Raw genomic sequence first — 16,100 nt, forward strand, 5'->3', positions numbered from 1 at the left:
TCGATCCAGACAATGGATAATCCTGCCTCACCTATACACCGAGCTCCTTTCGATGCAATACGCTTATCCCTTGCTGGCCATTTTTATCTGGGCCGGCAACACCGTCGTCAACAAACTGGCCGTGGGTTCGATCTTCCCGGCGGAGATTGGCTTCTATCGCTGGCTGCTGGCGGCACTGCTGTTTACGCCATTCATGCTCAAGCCGGTGATTGCCCACTGGGCGCAGATCCGCCCGAACCTGGGCAAAGTGTTCATCCTTGGTGTGCTGGGCATGGCGGTGTACCAGAGCCTGGCCTACTACGCCGCGTCGCTCACCACGGCGACCAACATGGGCATCATCCTGTCCCTGATGCCGTTGATGGCGCTGGCGGCGGCGATCATCAGCCTCGGCCAACGCCTGACCTACGGCGCGCTGACCGGTGCGGTGCTGTCATTCGCCGGCGTGGTCGTGGTGGTCTCCGCCGGCAGCCTCGGCGCACTGCTGCAACATGGGGTCAACCTGGGTGACGGCATGATGCTGGTCGCCACCCTGGCCTATGCGGTCTACAGCACCCTGCTGAAGAAATGGCAACTGCGCCTGCCCCCGCTGGTGCTGCTGTATCTTCAGGTGCTGGTGGCGGTGGTGGTGCTGTTTCCGCTGTTCCTGTTCTCGGCCAAGGCCGGCCTGGGCTGGGCCAACATTCCGCTGGTGTTGTATGCATGCCTGTTGGCTTCGATGCTGGCACCGCTGGCCTGGATGCACTCGGTGAAAACCCTGGGCCCGAGCCGCACCACGTTGTTTTTCAACCTGCTGCCGTTGATCACCGCGCTGATCGCCGCCGTGGTGTTGAAAGAAGAACTGGCGCCGTACCACCTGGTGGGCGGCCTGCTGACCTTGGGCGGGGTGATCTTGTCGGAGCGCTGGACCACCCCAGTGCGTTAAACCCCGGCCGCCTTCAAGCGCCGGGCATGCTCGACAAATAGCCGGATCGGCTCCGCGCCCTTGCCCACCAGGCCCAGGGACTGGTTGACGATATCGAAGTGGTCCAGAGCGTAGTCATCACCGATCACCAACCCCAGGTGTGAGCTATAGCGCCCGACCATGCCGTCGCACTGGCCTTTTTCCCGCACGAAGCTGCGGGCGAACAAACGGCAACTGCGGTTCGTGCCGTCGAACAGGTTGCGGCCACGGTCAGTGATGCCCGGCTGCAAGGTGCCGGACCACGAGTAATAGCGCACGCCGTTGACCTCTTCGGCACCCTGCCCGCCCCAGGTCTGCGGCAACCCCTGCGGGTATTGCTGGTTGAACAACGCCACGCCGGCACTGGTCAGTGAGTGATGGGACGCCTGCAAATCTGCCTTGAAGCGTGGCCCGCGATAGCCGGTTTCCAGCACGCCCATCACCCAGGCGGCCAGGTGAAACAGCGCGCTCATGATTCGGCCCTTCACGCCGTCAGCGGGGTAATGCAGGTGGATATGGTCCGCCAGCTCCGAGCCATGATTGGGGCCTGCCACGGAGGTCACCGAGGCGACCCACTCAGGGCGCTTGGCCGCCGCATACCGCGCAGTGAGCGAGCCCTGGCTGTGGCCGATCAGGTTGACCTTGTCGGCACCGGTTTCGCGGCGAATGCGTTCGATCTGCAGCAACAGTTGCTCGCCACGCACCTCACTGGAATCCAGCGGCGCCACCTGCACGGGAAACACCTGCGCCCCGCCCGCCCGCAATGCCGGGACGATGCCGTACCAGTAAGGGAACCAGCCCAGGCGCACGAAACCGAGCATGCCGGGTACCAACACCAGGGGGTAACGCGTGGCCAACGACTGCGGCATGAACCGGGCATCCTCTCAATCCGATCCATCCAGCCTAGCCCAGCCTCAAGTCGGGCTTGTGACGTTGCCGGTAAATCCAATAAAACTTTTTGCTCCTCCCAGGACTCACAACTTGGAGCGATCACGCCGGCAGAGCGTGGCGCAAAACCGGATTAGCCCCAGGAGATAGAGATGACCGAAGCAAACTTGACTGACGTTGCGACCCTGCGCAGCCGCGCCCGCCAGAACGTCGAAAACGGTGCCGTGACCGAGGGCTATGACGCCGACCGCGAAGAAATCATCCGCCTGCTCAACGCGTCGCTGGCCACCGAGCTGGTCTGCGTGTTGCGCTACAAGCGTCATTACTTCATGGCCAGCGGCATCAAGGCCGCCGTCGCTGCGCAGGAATTCCTCGAACACGCCACCCAGGAAGCCGAACACGCCGACAAACTCGCCGAACGCATCGTGCAGTTGGGCGGCGAGCCGGAGTTCAACCCGGACCTGCTGTCGAAGAACTCCCATGCGCAATACGTGGCCGGCAAGGACCTCAAGGAGATGGTCTACGAAGACCTGGTCGCCGAACGGATTGCCGTGGACAGCTACCGCGAAATCATCCAGTACATCGGTGATAAGGACCCAACCACCCGCCGCCTGTTCGAAGAGATCCTCGCGCAGGAAGAAGAGCATGCCGACGACATGGCGGATATTCTCGAAAGCCTGTAACCCGGCAGAACGCAATACCCATGTGGGAGGGGGCTTGCCCCCGATAGCGGTGGATCAGTCAATTGAGATATCGACTGATATGCCGCCATCGGGGGCAAGCCCCCTCCCACATTTGCAGTTAGCCTTTCACGGTTTTTGGCGCCTTGCCTTCTTTCATCTGTTGCAGCAGCGGCGCGCACTCGTTCGGTTCCCCGCCACTCGGGGCAACCAGCGCCAGCAACCCGGCAGCCGGTCCGGCGATGACCCCCAGCGCCACCATGCCTGCGCCACGCAGTGCCAACGGAATGGCCTTCACACCCGCATTCGGCTTGATGAACGGCCCATTCACATACAGCGGTGAACGCAGGGAGAACAGGCGGAAGCCTTTCGATTCCGGCGTAATGGTGAGATCCAATTGCTCCGTGGCCATGTTCGCCGTGCCATCGATGTAGACGATAGCGTTCTCGGTATCGAACACGAACAGACGTGTGGTCGCCAGGCCGGTCTTGATGCCGAAGTCCGCCGCGGCACAGTTGATCTTCACTTCTTTATCGCCGAACAGGCGGCCGACCACGTAGTTGCCCACATTGAGCCCGGCGATTTCCATCAGGCCACGGCTGATCGCGCCGTCGTTGATGAGCATCTTCAGGTCACCGTTGGAAGTGCCCAGCAATGCCGCCACCGAGTTGCCGCGCCCGGAAATATCGGCATCGCCATTGAGTTCACCGAAGCTGGTCTTCATCGGTTCGAAGGTCGGGAACAGTTGTTTGAGCTTGAAGTTGCGCGCAGTGAGTTTGGCGCGGCCTTCCATCGGCGTGGTGCGGCCATTCAGGCGAATCTGCGCATCCAGCTTGCCGCCGGCCACGCCGAAACGCAGGGGTTCGAGGCTCAGTTCGCCGTCATTCAGCACTAGGTGGGTGTAGAGATCGGTGAACGGCAGATCGGCACTGTGCACGATGCGTTTGCCGGTGAATTCCACATCGGCATCCATCACGCGCCAGCGCTCGGTGCGGAATTCTTCCACCGGCAACACTTTGGTCGCCGGTTGCTTGCTGTCGCCACCACGGGCTTTTTGCTTGGCGTTGGAGTCGGCGCCGATCAGGGGCGCGAGGTCGGTCATCAGCAGTTGGTTGGACACCAGCGTGCCACTGAGCTTGGGCCGTGGCTGGCTGGCGAAGTAGGCGAGGCTGCCGTGGATGTCGCTGTTGCCGATCTTGCCGTTGAAGTTTTCATAGCTGAACGAGGCACCGGTGGGCTCGTGCAGCTTGGCGATCAGGTGGCCATCGGTGGAATAGGCCGGTGAATCCGGCAGGGTCACGCCGGTCAGCGGGTACAGGTTGCCCAGGCTGGAACCGGCGAGTTTCAGGCGCAGGTCGAGGGCGCCCAGATTCAGTGGGTCCGTGAGGGTGCCGGCCAGGGCGATGCTGGTGTCGGCAATCTTGACCTGGGCTTGCAGAGGGAACGGCTTGGCCGCGTCCTGCAAGGCCAGCAGGCCGCCGATCTTGCCGCTGCCGTCGAGTTTCTGGCCGTGGTACTGGCCTTTGACCTTGAGGCCGAATGCATAGTCCTGAGGGGCCGAGCCTTTTTCCAGGGCTTTCTTGGCATCCGCGTCGCCGACGATTTCGCCGAAGGGAATGGGTTTGCCCAACGGATCGATGATCACATCCAGTTGAGACTTGAGGGTCTGGTCGTCGAGGGTCACGTGGCCTTTGTCGAAGCCGATGGCGCCGATATCCACCACCCAGTTGGAGGGCTCGGCGTTGGGGTCCTTGGGGTCGAACGTGAAGGTCCAGTTGGCGCGACCGTCGGCCAGGCGCTGCAATTGCGCGCTGGGCTCAGTGAGGTCGATGCGCGGGATCACTACACGCTGCACCAGCAACGCCAGGGGCGAAATGCGCAGTTCCACCTTCTTGAGGGTGACCATCTGCGGGTTTTTCGACCAGTCAGGGTTGCCCAGGGTCAGGTCTTCGGCAATCACATGGGGCCACGGCACCCAGGCGCGCCAGCCGCCTTCATCGGGCTCGCGCGCCCACACCACCGCCAGGTTGCCATTGATGGCAAACGGTCGATGCAATTCTTCGGAGACCTTGGCATTGAGGGGGGGCTTGATGCGGTTCCAATCAAAGAACACCAGGACCAATACCACTATGGCGATTAACAGAACGAAGCTGGCGCAGCTCCAAGCGGCGATTTTACGCGTGCGCGTCATTGCACAGGACTCCTGAATACGACTGGCCGGATGACAGCCTTTAAGGACAGCTTATAGGACTACGACTGGCAAACCGCAGCGGGGTTTAACCCAATCGCCGATTTGCCAGGAAAAAGCTCATTTCCTGACCGACTCGACAGATTCCACCTGCGCCGCCGCACCATTGTTACCCATGCGCGTGTCGAAAATACCCACACCGGTGCAAAACCGCGTGCTTGAGAGGCCCGTCCTAGAGCCTCCGACCAGAACAATCAATTCTGTTGATTATTACCATTGTGTTTATGAACTTTTATATCGACTTATCGAGAGTAGCATTAGCCCTGTACCCACTTTATCGCCCTCCCAAGGAGCAACCCATCATGAAACGTCAAGTACTCGCTACCGTCCTGTTATCCATCCTGGCTTCCAGTGCTTTTGCCCTGCCAGCCGCCGAACAGGCCACCCCACAAGTCAAAGCCGACGCCGCTCATTTCAGCCAGACCGTCGCTCGCAGCGGTTCGCAAGAAGAAGAGAACCGTGACTACGCCAAAGGCGCCGTTGCTGAGAATGGCTCGGAACAAGCCAACAAACGCGCCTACACCGAAGGCCTGACCGAAAACGGTCGCAACCGCCTGGAACAGAAAGGTCTGGTTGAAGGTGGCGCCGATCGTCTGCTGGAACGCAATGCTGTTGCCGAAGGTGGCCGTGATCGCCTTGAACAGAAAGGCCTGGTTGAAGGTGGTGCTGAACAAGCCAATGAACGTGCCTACACCCAGGGTATTGCCGAAGGCGGTGCTGACCGTCTGCAAGAACTGCATCAAGCACAGAGCTAACCCCGTGGTGGCCGAAAAAAAAGCCCGATCTGTCGATCGGGCTTTTGCTTTCCTGTAGATCGCGGCACGCCCTTCCCCTGCCAAGTTCGACGCCAACAGAACTGTTTTGCTAGAGTGCGTCGCTGTACTTGCCGACAAAGCCCGCTCGCCAATGCTGCCCCGCGCCGAACAGAAGCAACAGACACGCCTCGCCCTGATGGACGCAGCCCGCCATCTGATGGAGTGTGGCCGTGGGTTTGGCAGCCTGAGCCTGCGCGAAGTGGCGAAGACGGCCGGCATCGTGCCCACCGGTTTCTACCGTCATTTTGCCGATATGGACCAGCTTGGGCTCGTCCTGGTCAGCGAGGTGGGCCAGACCTTCCGCGCCACGATCCGCCTGGTGCGCCACAACGAGTTCGTGATGGGCGGCATTATCGATGCCTCCGTGCGGATCTTCCTGGATGTGGTCTCAGCCAACCGTTCGCAATTCCTGTTCCTGGCCCGTGAACAATACGGTGGCTGCCTGGCGGTGCGCCAAGCGATCGGCGCCTTGCGCGAAGACATCACCCGCGACCTGGCAGCCGACCTGACGCTGATGCCCAAGCTGCAGCATCTGGATGCCGAAGGTTTGCACGTGATGGCCGACCTGATCGTTAAAAGTGTATTCGCTACGCTGCCCGATATCATCGACCCGCCGGCCCAGGCCCTGCCTGACCACCTCACGCCCCAGGCAAAAATCACCCAGCAATTGCGCTTTATCTTTATCGGTTTGAAACACTGGCAAGGCCTGGGCAGCACCGAGTAACGCCGTCATCCCGCTGAGTGGAAGCGCTTGGCCGTGGTGTAGTTCCTGTTCCAGTAGTTGTTGCTCAATGAATCGATGCGGATGCTCTTGCCGGTACGCGGCGAATGAATAAATTTGCCCTCGCCGATATACAGGCCCACATGGCTGACCTGGCCGCGCCCGTTGCCCTTGAAAAACACCGCATCGCCGGGCTTGAGCGCATTGCGCTTGATGGTCGGGGCCGTGGAGCGGTGCATCGCGACCGTCGTACGGGGTAGCTGGATATTGGCTTGGGTCTTGAACAGATAGACCAGGAAACTGCTGCAATCGAAGCCCTGGTCCGCCGAGGTGCCGCCCCATTTGTACGGCGTGCCCAGCAGTTCGTGGGCGCGGTCGATCACGTCATCGATGGATGCTTCTTTCAGTGAAGCGGAGAAAGAGGCGTTAGGCTGCAGGTTGGCGGAGGCCGAGGACAGCATAAAAGTCAGGCTGACTATAAACAGGTAACAAAGTGACTTGAACATGATGAACGTCGCAGTGGATTAAACACGGCGCACAGACTAAAGATCTCGCAGGTAACTTGATGAACGCCAATTCCTTTGACCCTGTAGGGAAAATCTGAAAACACCCATCACAGTGCAACAGGCAACACTTCGCACCATTTTGGCGCAATTCAGCCGAGTCTTTTCGCCCTATTTAGTGGCGCCACCCACACACCTACAGGCATTTCCTACACCCCAGTGAGGTTGGCAAGCCCCTTGCTCTAGCTGTTGCATCGCTCATAGCTGGAAGCTTCCTGATGCTGGTGATCCACCGCCGAATCGCCCCCCAAGCCCTCTGGGCCGCCGAGTTGCTGCTGAACTTCGAAGCTCGCAGCAAAAGCCGCCTGCGCTGTTTCAGTGCCGACGGTGAAGACGTAGGCCTTTTTCTGGAGCGCGGCCAGCCTCCGTTGCACGATGGCGAATTCCTGCAGGCTGAAGACGGACGCGTCGTACGTGTGCGCGCCCGGCCTGAACACCTCTTACACGTGACCTGCAGCAGTGCATTCGAACTGACCCGTGCGGCCTATCACCTGGGCAATCGCCACGTCGCGTTACAAGTAGGTGACGGCTGGTTGCGCCTGCTCGACGACTACGTGCTCAAGGCCATGCTCGAACAGTTGGGTGCGCAAACGCAAACCATCGAAGCGCCGTTTCAACCGGAGCATGGTGCCTATGGCGGCGGCCATCATCATTCGCGCCATGGCGATGAAGACTTCAATTACCCGCCCAAGCTGCATCAGTTCGGCGTGCGTCTATGAACCCAGCCTGGGCGCTGCTGCGTCTGGCCAGTCCGCAATTGCCGATTGGCGGATACAGCTATTCACAGGGCCTGGAAATGGCTGTCGAGAACGGTCGCGTCAACGATGCGGCCAGTGCACGCCGCTGGATCAGCGACCAGTTGCTGCTCAACCTCGCGCGTTTCGAGGCGCCGTTGCTGCTCGCCCATTGCCAGGCCGCCCAGGCGGCGGATTGGTCGCGCCTGGCACAGTTGTGTGAGGAACACCGCGCCAGCCGTGAGACACGCGAGCTGTATCAGGAAAGCCGGCAGATGGGCTACTCCCTGCAACAACTGCTCAATGGCCTGCCCGAGTTGGACGACGCGGCCCGCACCTTTCTTCAACAGTGCACCGAACCTCACCTCGCCCTGGGCTGGGCCCTGGCCGCCCGCGCCTGGCACATCAGCCCCGCCGATGCCCTCGCCGCGTGGCTGTGGAGCTGGCTGGAAAACCAATTGGCGGTGCTGATGAAAACCCTGCCACTGGGCCAGCAAGCCGCCCAACGCCTGACCAGCGAACTGCTGCCGCTGTTGCAACAAGCCCAGCAGGACGCCAACCACATCGACCCTGATCATCTCGGCAGCGCCGCGTTTGGCCTGTCCCTGGCGTGCATGGCCCACGAGCGCCAGTACAGCCGCCTGTTCCGTTCCTAGGAGACAACACACATGAACGCACAACCTCTACGCGTCGGCATCGGCGGCCCGGTGGGCTCCGGCAAGACCGCCCTGACCCTGGCCCTGTGCCTGGCGCTGCGCGATCGCTACAACCTGGCGGTGGTCACCAACGACATCTACACCCGCGAAGACGCCGACTTCCTGGTGCGCAACCAGGCCCTGGCGCCGGAACGCATCATCGGCGTGGAAACCGGCGGCTGCCCGCATACGGCGATCCGCGAAGACGCCTCGATCAACCTGGAAGCCGTGGACCAGCTCAATCGCCGCTTCCCCGGCCTGGACCTGATCCTGGTGGAATCCGGCGGCGACAACCTGTCGGCTACGTTCAGCCCGGAACTGTCGGACCTGACCATCTACGTGATCGACGTGTCCGCCGGCGACAAGCTGCCACGCAAGGGTGGGCCGGGCATCTGCAAGTCCGACCTGCTGGTGATCAACAAGATCGACCTGGCCCCGCTGGTCGGTGCCTCGCTGGAGCTGATGAACAGCGACACCACCCGCATGCGCAACGGTAAACCCTTTGTGTTCAGCAACCAGAAAACCGGCGTCGGCCTGGATGACATCGTCGCCTTCATCGAACGCCAAGGCCTGCTGACCGCCGCCTGATCAACCCATAAGGAACCTGTCCATGAACCTCAAGAAACTGCTGACCGCCGCCGCCCTGCTGCTGGCCCCTGCGCTGGCCTTCGCCCACCCGGGCCACGGCGACAACGGCCTGGTGGCCGGCATCAGCCATCCCCTGAGCGGCATCGATCACTTATTGGCCATGGTCGCCGTCGGCTTGTGGGCCGCCCAACAAAAAGGCGCCGCGCGCTGGGCACTGCCGTGCACTTTCGTGGGCACCATGCTGATTGGCGGCGTGCTGGGTTTTGAAGGCCTGGAGTTGCCGGCGCTGGAAAGCGGGATTGCCGCGTCGGTGCTGGCCCTGGGTCTGGCGGTCGCGCTGGCGGTGCGTCCGCCGCTGTTCGTGGCGGTCGGCGCGACGGCGTTGTTCGCGCTGTTCCATGGCGTGGCCCATGGCTTGGAGCTGCCGGACATGTCCAGCCCTTGGGCGTATGCGGCTGGTTTTGTCGGTGCAACGGCGGTGCTGCATGCTGCCGGTTACGCGGTGGTGCGCTTGCTGCCGGCTGCGGCGGCGCCGCTGGTACGGGTTGCAGGGGCGGCTTCGGCGGCGACCGGGGTCTGGCTGTTGGCAGGCTGATTTGCGGCGTATTTGACGGCCTCATAGGGGCAAGCCCCCTCCCACCTTTGGGGAGGGGGCCTGCCCCGATAGCGCTAGACCAGACACCACAGAACCCAAGCCTGCTACCATGCGCGCCTACACCCCTGCCGTGACGACGCCAGCCAATGCCCAGCGCTTTCCAACCCTCCTTGAACACCGTGCTCACGCACTTCCACAGCCTGATCGTGCCGCTCTGGCAAGGCCCGGGCTGGAATGCCGAACTGGCATTGCCGTATGAGGCACTGGACGCCGACCACCGGCCATTACCCCCGCAACGCTACCGCGCCATGGCCTGCGCCCGGCAGTTGTACCTGTTCGCCAGCCTGATCGGCGAGCCCGGCGCGGCCTTTGCCGAAGAACGTGCGGCGGCGTTGTTCCGCTCGCTGCAACGGCACTTCCACGACGCCGAACACGGCGGCTGGTTCTACAGCATCGACCCCGCCGGCCGACCGCTGGACAAGCGCAAAGACCTGTACACCCACGCCTTCATCATCTTCGCCTGCGCCCATTACTGGGCCAAGGTGCGCGAGCCGCTGGTGGAATCGGTGCTCAATGCCGCCCTGGCCGTGGTCGCCGAACGGTTTTCCACAGGCGACGGCCTGTACGAAGCGGTGCTGGAGCGCAATTGGGCGTCCCTCAAGTCCGGCCCCCTGCAAAACCCGCTGATGCACCTCGCCGAAGGCTTCCTCGCCACGCTGGCCGTGCGCGAAGACGCCATCACCCAAGACGCGCTGCTGGACCTGGCCAACGCCCTGCAGCAGCGCTTCATCGACCGCCACCACGGCGTAATGATGGAAAAACCGCTGGGTGCTGTGGATAACTGGTTTGAGCCGGGGCACCAGTTCGAATGGTTTTTCTTGCTGGAGTCATCTGAGTTACTGCGCGGTACGCCGTTGCACGCCTCCCTGACACGGGCGTTTGCCTACGCCGAAGAAAAGGGTGTGGATAACGCGAGCGGCGCCGTCAGTGGCATGTTGGCGTTGGATGGCACGGTGCGCGACGGCACCCAACGCATCTGGGCCCAGGCCGAGTACCTGCGGGCACTGACCTTGCGACCGGACAGCGAAGCGCGGTTGCAGCGCCAGTTGCTGGCGCTGCAACAACACTTCCTGCATGCAAAAGGCTGGCATGAATGCCTGGATGCCCAGGGCGCGGTGAGCCGACGGGATATGCCGTCGACCACGCCGTACCACCTGGCCACCTGTTACCAGGGCCTCATGCAATCCACTTGCGATCTCCGGTAAAGCTGATCGTCAGCCAGCGCGCCGCATCCGGCGTGCCAAGCCCTGTGGATATCTCTTCGCGCAGCCCATCCAGGGTCGCGACGTTATCCACCGGGTAATCCGCCGGCAACACCACATGAATCTCGATAAACCGTGCGCGCCCATGCTTTTGCACGTAGGACACGTAGTCATCGAAACCATGTTTGGCCCGGGCCGCGTCCATGACCTCGCGCACCTTGTCGTCCAGGTGGTCCGGCGCAATCCCCAGCACCTCGCGCAACGCCGGGCGCAAAATCTTGAACGCCGGCGCCAGCATGCTCAGGGCCAGCAGGATCAGGATCAACGGGTCGACATACACCGCCCACTCGCCATAGCCCTGGGACTTGAGCAACAGGGCCGCCAGAAAGCTGATCAGCAGGCCCACCGAGAGCATCGCGTCCACCAGCCAACTGATGTTGTCGAACTGGATCAGCGATGATTTCAGCGTTCGATTGCGGTAGCGCACGTAGAAAAAATAGGCGAACTCGACGACGGTAAACACCGCCGCATAGATGATCACCAGCCCCAGCTCGATCTCACGCCCGCCATTGATAATGCCGAACACACCGTTGAGGAACGCGTAGATGGCGATCAGCAACAGGAAGCTGCCTTCGATCAGCAGCACCATGGGCTCCAGGTGCCAATAGCCGAACTGGAAACGCTCGTTGCTTTTCTTGGCGATCAGCTTGGCCGTGATCAGCATCAACACCTTGATGGCGGTGGCGATCAGCGAGAAAAAGCCGTCGAACAGAATGGACTGGGCGCCGGATACCACACCCGTGACAATCCCGGCGATCGCTACAGCGAACATCAGGATGGTCGATTGTTTGAGCAGTGCCTGCTCACCTCGGTTACTCACATTTCCTCCCGTCAAAACCTTGAATCCGCAGAGTGCGGAGGGGTTTTCAGGAGGTGAGTGTACCTTATGGCCTGTTTTGGCCGATCTGACGCTATCGGGGGCAAGTCGAATCGTTTTTAAGCCTTACTTGGCCCCACGCTCAATCGCAAACCCCGCCCAGGTCTGGCTCACCGGCATCAGCTCCAGGCGGTTGATGTTCACATGCGCCGGTGTGTTCATCACCCAGAAAATCGTGTCAGCAATGTCCTGCGGCTGGATCGGCTCGGCGCCCGCGTAGGTCGCGTCATACCGCGCCTGGTCGCCGCCAAAGCGCACCAGCGAGAACTCGCTCTCACATAGGCCCGGCTCGATGTTGGTCACGCGCACGCCGGTACCTTGCAGGTCGCAACGCAGGTTCAGCGAGAACTGCTTAACGAACGCCTTGGAGCCGCCGTACACATGGCTGCCCGGGTACGGGTAGCTGCCGGCGATGGAGCCGAGGTTGATGATGCCCGCACCACGGCCATGGGCGATCAGGCGCGGCAGCAGCAGGCTGGTGGTGGTGAGCAGGCCCTTGATGTTGGTGTCGACCATGGTTTCCCAATCGTCGAGATTGCACTTGGGCGCAGGGTCGGTGCCCACGGCCAGGCCAGCGTTGTTGATCAGCCCGCGCAGCGTGGCAAACGACGGCGGCAGGTTGGCGATGGCGTCTTCCATGCCCTTGCGGTCACGCACGTCCACGACCAGGCCATGCACTTCGGTCTGCTTGGAAAGCTCTTCGACCAACGCATTCAGGCGGTCGGCGCGACGGCCGGTGAGCACCAGTTTCCAGCCGGCTTCGGCAAAACGACGAGCACAGGCTTCGCCGAAACCTGAGGTTGCGCCAGTAATAAACAGCGTGTCGGACATGGTGTTCTCCTTGCGGGCATCGGGAAAAAAACAGCCAGCAGAATGCCCGTACGCCGCGATGGCGGCAACTACTGGGCACACAAGTTGACACATGCCTGATCACTTTTTAACCACTGAACGCAAAGCCTTACAGGCCGTGGCTTACAGCCATATGCGCGCAGGTTATCCACAACTGCGCCCACAGTCTTTGGGGGCAAGTGCAAAATGCCTCAGGCCTCTATACACAAGGGTTGCAGGCGGTTTTAGAAAGTTTTTTGCTTGACCTTCGCCGGTGCGTATGTAGGCCCTTTCACGAACGGCAAACCAGAACGATGGCTCCAGGCCAGTCATTCCGGCCTCTGCGGCGGTCTTTCCAGAGTTTAGTCACAGACTTATCCACAGGCTGCCGGGACATATTCCAGTCATATACCTGTGTCTTTAAACAGGTTGACAACGGGCTCGGGCGGTTCCTAAAAACCCGCTGATCAAAAAACAATCACCGCGCTACAAGCCGCGTGTTTGTTGGCTTTCAGCCAGCTACTCCCACGTTACCCACAGCCGGTTCCACAGCGGATGGGGACAAGTCAAAACTGTGACAAACCAGAGATTTGCGGCGGCTATATGTCGCGCTTTGGAGGGGGGCTGGATTTGTTTTCCACAATTTGGCTGCAACCCTGTTCATACCACAAAAACAAATGTGGGTCGGCTTGATGTGGGAGGGGCTTGCCCCCTCCCACAAGGGGCCTGCGTTATCCGTTGGATCAGTGACCGCCGAGGTAGGCGTTGCGCACTTCCTCGTTCACCAGCAATTCCTTGCCAGTGCCGGTCAGGCGGATCTCGCCGTTGACCATCACATACGCCCGGTCCGACAAGCGCAGTGCATGGTTGGCGTTCTGCTCCACCAGGAAGATGGTCATCCCGGTGGCCGCCAGCTCGCGCAGGGTCGAGAAGATCTGCTTTACCACGATCGGCGCCAGGCCCAGGCTCGGCTCGTCCAGCAGCAACAACTTCGGACGGCTCATCAGTGCCCGGGCAATGGCGAGCATCTGCTGCTCGCCACCGGACATGGTCATGGCACGCTGGGTACGCCGTTCCTTGAGCCGTGGGAACAGCTCGAACATGCGCTGCATGTCATCAAAGGCATACTTGTCGCCAATCGGGATGGTGCCCATCAGCAGGTTTTCCTCGACGGTCATGTCGGGGAACACCCGCCGCCCTTCCGGCGACTGCGCAATGCCGTTGGAGGCGATGTAGTGGGACGACTTGTGGGTAATGTCGACGCCGTTGTAGAGGATCTGTCCCGACTCGGCCCGTGGCTGGCCGAAGATCGACATCAGCAGCGTGGACTTGCCCGCACCGTTGGAGCCGATCAGGCTGACGGTTTCGCCTTCGTTGATGTGCAGCGAGACTTTCTTCAGGGCCTGGATCGGGCCGTAATACACGTCCAGGTCCTTCATTTCGAGGATAGGTGCACTCATACCAGCTCCTCTTCGTCAGCGCCCAGGTAGGCGGCAATCACTTTCGGGTCGTTGCGGATCGCGTCCGGCCCGCCCTCGGCGATCACGTTGCCGTGGTCCAGTACCACGATGTGGTCGGAAATACTCATCACCATGCCCATGTCGTGTTCGATCAGCACCACCGTGAGGTCGTGTTCGTCGCGCAACAGGCGAATCATCGCGCTGAGGGCTTCGGTTTCCTGGGGGTTGAGGCCCGCAGCGGGTTCGTCCAGGCAGATGATCTGCGGGCGGGTGCACATGGCGCGGGCGATTTCCAGGCGGCGCTGCTGGCCGTAGGAGAGTTCACCGGCCAGGCGGTTGGCGCAGTCCACCAGGTCCACCACTTCCAGCCAATAGAAGGCGTGGTCGAGGGCGTCGCTTTCAGCCTTGCGGTAGCCCTTGGTGTTGAGGATACCTGCCAGCATATTGCGGTTGACCCACATGTGCTGGGCCACCAGCAGGTTTTCCAGTACCGACATTTCCTTGAACAGGCGGATGTTCTGGAACGTCCGCGCCAGACCCGCACGGTTCACCAGATGCGTTCCGCCGAACATCTTGTAGTACAGGCGACTGAGGAAGCTTTTCGGTGACACGAAGTCGGTCGGCTGAAACCGCTCGCCGAGCAACTGGATCACATTGGTCTGCTTGCCACGTATGTTCAGTTCGATCTTGCCGCCGCTGGCCTTGTAGAAACCGGTGAGGCAGTTGAACACCGTGGTCTTGCCGGCGCCGTTGGGCCCGATCAGGGCGAAGATCGAGTTGCGTTCGACCTTGAGGCTCACATCGCTCAAGGCCTTGATGCCACCGAAGTGCATCATCAAATGCTCCACGCAGAGCACGACTTCCTTGCTCATGGCGCTACCCCCTTGCGTGGTGTCACACCGGTACGGCTGATGCGGATCAGGCCTCGCGGTCGCCAGATCATCATCACCACCATCAACACGCCAAACAGCAGCACGCGGTATTCGGAGAAGCTGCGCAGCAACTCAGGTGCAACGGTCAATACAAAGGCCGCGATCACCACGCCCACCGTCGACCCCATGCCGCCCAACACCACGATGGCCAGGATCAGCGCCGATTCGAAGAAGGTGAAAGACGACGGGTTGACGAAGCCCTGATAGCTGGCAAAGAACACCCCGGCCAAACCGGCCGTCGATGCACCGATAGTGAATGCCGAGAGCTTGACCAGCACATGGTTCAGGCCCATGGAACGGCAGGCGATTTCATCTTCGCGCAGGGCTTCCCAGGCGCGGCCGACCGGCATGCGGGTCAGGCGGTGCTTGATGTACAGCACGGCCAGCACTACCAGGAACAGCACGATGTAGATGAACAGGAATTTGATGTTGGGGTTGTAGTCGATGCCAAAGAACTCATGGAAGGGAACCCCGCCATCCTTCGCGCGCTTGCCGAACTCGAGGCCGAGGAAGGTCGGCGAAGGCACCGGCATGCCATTCGGGCCGCCGGTAAACGACAGCCAGTTATTGAGCACCAACCGGATGATTTCACCGAAGCCCAGGGTCACGATGGCCAAATAGTCACCGTGCATTCGCAACACCGGGAACCCGAGTATGCACCCCGCCAGCGCCGCGGCGATGGCCGCCAATGGCAGCACGGTCCAGAAGCCCAGGCCGAGGTATTGATAACCCAATGCCAGGCCATAGGCGCCGATGGCGTAGAACGCCACGTAACCCAGGTCGAGCAGGCCGGCCAGGCCCACCACGATATTGAGGCCGAGGCCCAGCAATACGTAGATCAGCCCGAGGATCACCACGGTCAACAGGTACTTGTTGGCGAAGATCGGGAACACGATGGCGATCACGATCAGCACCGGGATGATCCAGCGCAGCCGCGACTTGTAGTCCGGTGGCAGCACGTGCACCCCGGAACCACTGCTCTCGAAGCCCTGCAGGATCTTCAGGCCCTTGGGGGTTTGCAGGAACAGGCTCATGGCAAAGCGGCCGACCATCACGATGGCCACCAGCAGGCCCACGCGGGCCGGTTCCAGGTTGAAGCTGTAGCCGTCGAGTACGACGCCGACGATCGGACCGAACACGATCAGCGAAATCAGCCCGGCAAGGATCGTATCGACCACACTTTTCTTGATATCGATTGATTTGGCAGCAGACAT

General features: G+C 61.2%; 17 protein-coding genes. 9 read left to right on the forward strand and 8 right to left on the reverse strand.

The features are described 5' to 3' along the window. Positions 1-52 precede the first annotated feature (52 nt). On the forward strand, positions 53-922 hold the full coding sequence (locus tag BFN10_RS23185) for a DMT family transporter (protein ID WP_071491640.1): 870 nt from the start codon (positions 53-55) through the stop codon (positions 920-922). Here the strand turns inward: BFN10_RS23185 and BFN10_RS23190 are convergent. Continuing rightward, positions 919-1,809 (reverse strand): esterase/lipase family protein, encoded by an 891-nt coding sequence (locus BFN10_RS23190; RefSeq protein ID WP_071491641.1) that lies wholly within the window; start codon positions 1,807-1,809, stop codon positions 919-921. The genes BFN10_RS23185 and BFN10_RS23190 overlap by 4 nt on opposite strands. Positions 1,810-1,980: 171 nt before the next feature. Here BFN10_RS23190 and BFN10_RS23195 point away from each other — a divergent pair, with 171 nt between their 5' ends. Then, positions 1,981-2,511, forward strand: a complete 531-nt coding sequence (locus BFN10_RS23195) for a ferritin-like domain-containing protein (RefSeq protein WP_010213553.1) — start codon at positions 1,981-1,983, stop codon at positions 2,509-2,511. A 118-nt stretch (positions 2,512-2,629) separates the two neighbouring features. Here the strand turns inward: BFN10_RS23195 and BFN10_RS23200 are convergent, their stop codons facing one another. Next, a complete protein-coding gene (locus BFN10_RS23200) occupies positions 2,630-4,699 on the reverse strand; it encodes an AsmA family protein (protein WP_071491642.1) in 2,070 nt (689 codons plus the stop codon). Positions 4,700-5,058: 359 nt separating this feature from the next. Here BFN10_RS23200 and BFN10_RS23205 point away from each other — a divergent pair, with 359 nt between their 5' ends. Next, a complete protein-coding gene (locus BFN10_RS23205; RefSeq protein WP_071491643.1) occupies positions 5,059-5,511 on the forward strand; it encodes a hypothetical protein in 453 nt (150 codons plus the stop codon). A gap of 151 nt (positions 5,512-5,662) precedes the next feature. Beyond that, positions 5,663-6,295 carry a TetR family transcriptional regulator gene (locus tag BFN10_RS23210; RefSeq protein WP_058423535.1) on the forward strand — a complete coding sequence of 211 codons (633 nt, stop codon included), beginning with the start codon at positions 5,663-5,665 and terminating at the stop codon, positions 6,293-6,295. A 5-nt stretch (positions 6,296-6,300) separates the two neighbouring features. Here BFN10_RS23210 and BFN10_RS23215 read toward each other — a convergent pair whose 3' ends face one another. Continuing rightward, the gene (locus BFN10_RS23215; protein WP_071491644.1) at positions 6,301-6,798 is read right to left on the reverse strand and encodes a C40 family peptidase; all 498 of its coding nucleotides are present in this window, start codon (positions 6,796-6,798) and stop codon (positions 6,301-6,303) included. Positions 6,799-7,073: 275 nt separating this feature from the next. Here BFN10_RS23215 and ureE point away from each other — a divergent pair, with 275 nt between their 5' ends. The 5 genes from ureE to BFN10_RS23240 all read left to right on the forward strand — a co-directional run bounded on the left by ureE (position 7,074) and on the right by BFN10_RS23240 (position 10,732). Next, the gene (gene ureE, locus BFN10_RS23220) at positions 7,074-7,574 is read left to right on the forward strand and encodes an urease accessory protein UreE (protein WP_071491645.1); all 501 of its coding nucleotides are present in this window, start codon (positions 7,074-7,076) and stop codon (positions 7,572-7,574) included. Next, complete coding sequence (locus tag BFN10_RS23225) at positions 7,571-8,245, forward strand: urease accessory protein UreF (protein WP_071491646.1); 675 nt, start codon at positions 7,571-7,573, stop codon at positions 8,243-8,245. Before ureE ends, BFN10_RS23225 begins: the two co-directional genes overlap by 4 nt. 12 nt (positions 8,246-8,257) lie before the next feature. Further along, positions 8,258-8,872: an urease accessory protein UreG gene (gene ureG / locus BFN10_RS23230; RefSeq protein ID WP_071491647.1), complete on the forward strand. Its 615-nt coding sequence runs from the start codon at positions 8,258-8,260 to the stop codon at positions 8,870-8,872. Positions 8,873-8,894: 22 nt separating this feature from the next. Next, positions 8,895-9,467 (forward strand): HupE/UreJ family protein, encoded by a 573-nt coding sequence (locus tag BFN10_RS23235; protein ID WP_071491648.1) that lies wholly within the window; start codon positions 8,895-8,897, stop codon positions 9,465-9,467. Positions 9,468-9,613: 146 nt separating this feature from the next. After that, positions 9,614-10,732: an AGE family epimerase/isomerase gene (locus tag BFN10_RS23240; RefSeq protein ID WP_071491649.1), complete on the forward strand. Its 1,119-nt coding sequence runs from the start codon at positions 9,614-9,616 to the stop codon at positions 10,730-10,732. Here the strand turns inward: BFN10_RS23240 and BFN10_RS23245 are convergent. The 5 genes from BFN10_RS23245 to livM form a co-directional block, all read right to left on the reverse strand. Beyond that, positions 10,704-11,609 carry a cation diffusion facilitator family transporter gene (locus tag BFN10_RS23245; RefSeq protein WP_071491650.1) on the reverse strand — a complete coding sequence of 302 codons (906 nt, stop codon included), beginning with the start codon at positions 11,607-11,609 and terminating at the stop codon, positions 10,704-10,706. The genes BFN10_RS23240 and BFN10_RS23245 overlap by 29 nt on opposite strands. 123 nt (positions 11,610-11,732) lie before the next feature. Continuing rightward, positions 11,733-12,497 (reverse strand): SDR family oxidoreductase, encoded by a 765-nt coding sequence (locus tag BFN10_RS23250; RefSeq protein ID WP_058423435.1) that lies wholly within the window; start codon positions 12,495-12,497, stop codon positions 11,733-11,735. A gap of 740 nt (positions 12,498-13,237) precedes the next feature. After that, entirely contained in the window at positions 13,238-13,954 is a 717-nt protein-coding gene (locus BFN10_RS23255; protein ID WP_071491651.1) for an ABC transporter ATP-binding protein, read from the reverse strand. Continuing rightward, positions 13,951-14,826, reverse strand: a complete 876-nt coding sequence (locus BFN10_RS23260) for an ABC transporter ATP-binding protein (RefSeq protein WP_071491652.1) — start codon at positions 14,824-14,826, stop codon at positions 13,951-13,953. Before BFN10_RS23260 ends, BFN10_RS23255 begins: the two co-directional genes overlap by 4 nt. Continuing rightward, positions 14,823-16,100 carry a high-affinity branched-chain amino acid ABC transporter permease LivM gene (gene livM / locus BFN10_RS23265; protein ID WP_071491653.1) on the reverse strand — a complete coding sequence of 426 codons (1,278 nt, stop codon included), beginning with the start codon at positions 16,098-16,100 and terminating at the stop codon, positions 14,823-14,825. Before livM ends, BFN10_RS23260 begins: the two co-directional genes overlap by 4 nt.

It is taken from the genome of Pseudomonas extremorientalis (assembly GCF_001870465.1).
GTDB classification, from domain to species: domain Bacteria; phylum Pseudomonadota; class Gammaproteobacteria; order Pseudomonadales; family Pseudomonadaceae; genus Aquipseudomonas; species Aquipseudomonas extremorientalis.

Coding starts and splice junctions, on each gene's coding strand:
- BFN10_RS23240 (WP_071491649.1), top strand. CDS start 9,614: ATGCCCAGCGCTTTCCAACCCTCCTTGAACACCGTGCTCACGCACTTC.
- BFN10_RS23190 (WP_071491641.1), bottom strand. CDS start 1,809: ATGCCGCAGTCGTTGGCCACGCGTTACCCCCTGGTGTTGGTACCCGGC.
- BFN10_RS23225 (WP_071491646.1), top strand. CDS start 7,571: ATGAACCCAGCCTGGGCGCTGCTGCGTCTGGCCAGTCCGCAATTGCCG.
- BFN10_RS23215 (WP_071491644.1), bottom strand. CDS start 6,798: ATGTTCAAGTCACTTTGTTACCTGTTTATAGTCAGCCTGACTTTTATG.
- BFN10_RS23205 (WP_071491643.1), top strand. CDS start 5,059: ATGAAACGTCAAGTACTCGCTACCGTCCTGTTATCCATCCTGGCTTCC.
- ureE (WP_071491645.1), top strand. CDS start 7,074: ATGCTGGTGATCCACCGCCGAATCGCCCCCCAAGCCCTCTGGGCCGCC.
- livM (WP_071491653.1), bottom strand. CDS start 16,100: ATGTCTGCTGCCAAATCAATCGATATCAAGAAAAGTGTGGTCGATACG.
- BFN10_RS23210 (WP_058423535.1), top strand. CDS start 5,663: ATGCTGCCCCGCGCCGAACAGAAGCAACAGACACGCCTCGCCCTGATG.
- BFN10_RS23255 (WP_071491651.1), bottom strand. CDS start 13,954: ATGAGTGCACCTATCCTCGAAATGAAGGACCTGGACGTGTATTACGGC.
- BFN10_RS23260 (WP_071491652.1), bottom strand. CDS start 14,826: ATGAGCAAGGAAGTCGTGCTCTGCGTGGAGCATTTGATGATGCACTTC.
- BFN10_RS23250 (WP_058423435.1), bottom strand. CDS start 12,497: ATGTCCGACACGCTGTTTATTACTGGCGCAACCTCAGGTTTCGGCGAA.
- BFN10_RS23235 (WP_071491648.1), top strand. CDS start 8,895: ATGAACCTCAAGAAACTGCTGACCGCCGCCGCCCTGCTGCTGGCCCCT.
- BFN10_RS23195 (WP_010213553.1), top strand. CDS start 1,981: ATGACCGAAGCAAACTTGACTGACGTTGCGACCCTGCGCAGCCGCGCC.
- ureG (WP_071491647.1), top strand. CDS start 8,258: ATGAACGCACAACCTCTACGCGTCGGCATCGGCGGCCCGGTGGGCTCC.
- BFN10_RS23185 (WP_071491640.1), top strand. CDS start 53: ATGCAATACGCTTATCCCTTGCTGGCCATTTTTATCTGGGCCGGCAAC.
- BFN10_RS23200 (WP_071491642.1), bottom strand. CDS start 4,699: ATGACGCGCACGCGTAAAATCGCCGCTTGGAGCTGCGCCAGCTTCGTT.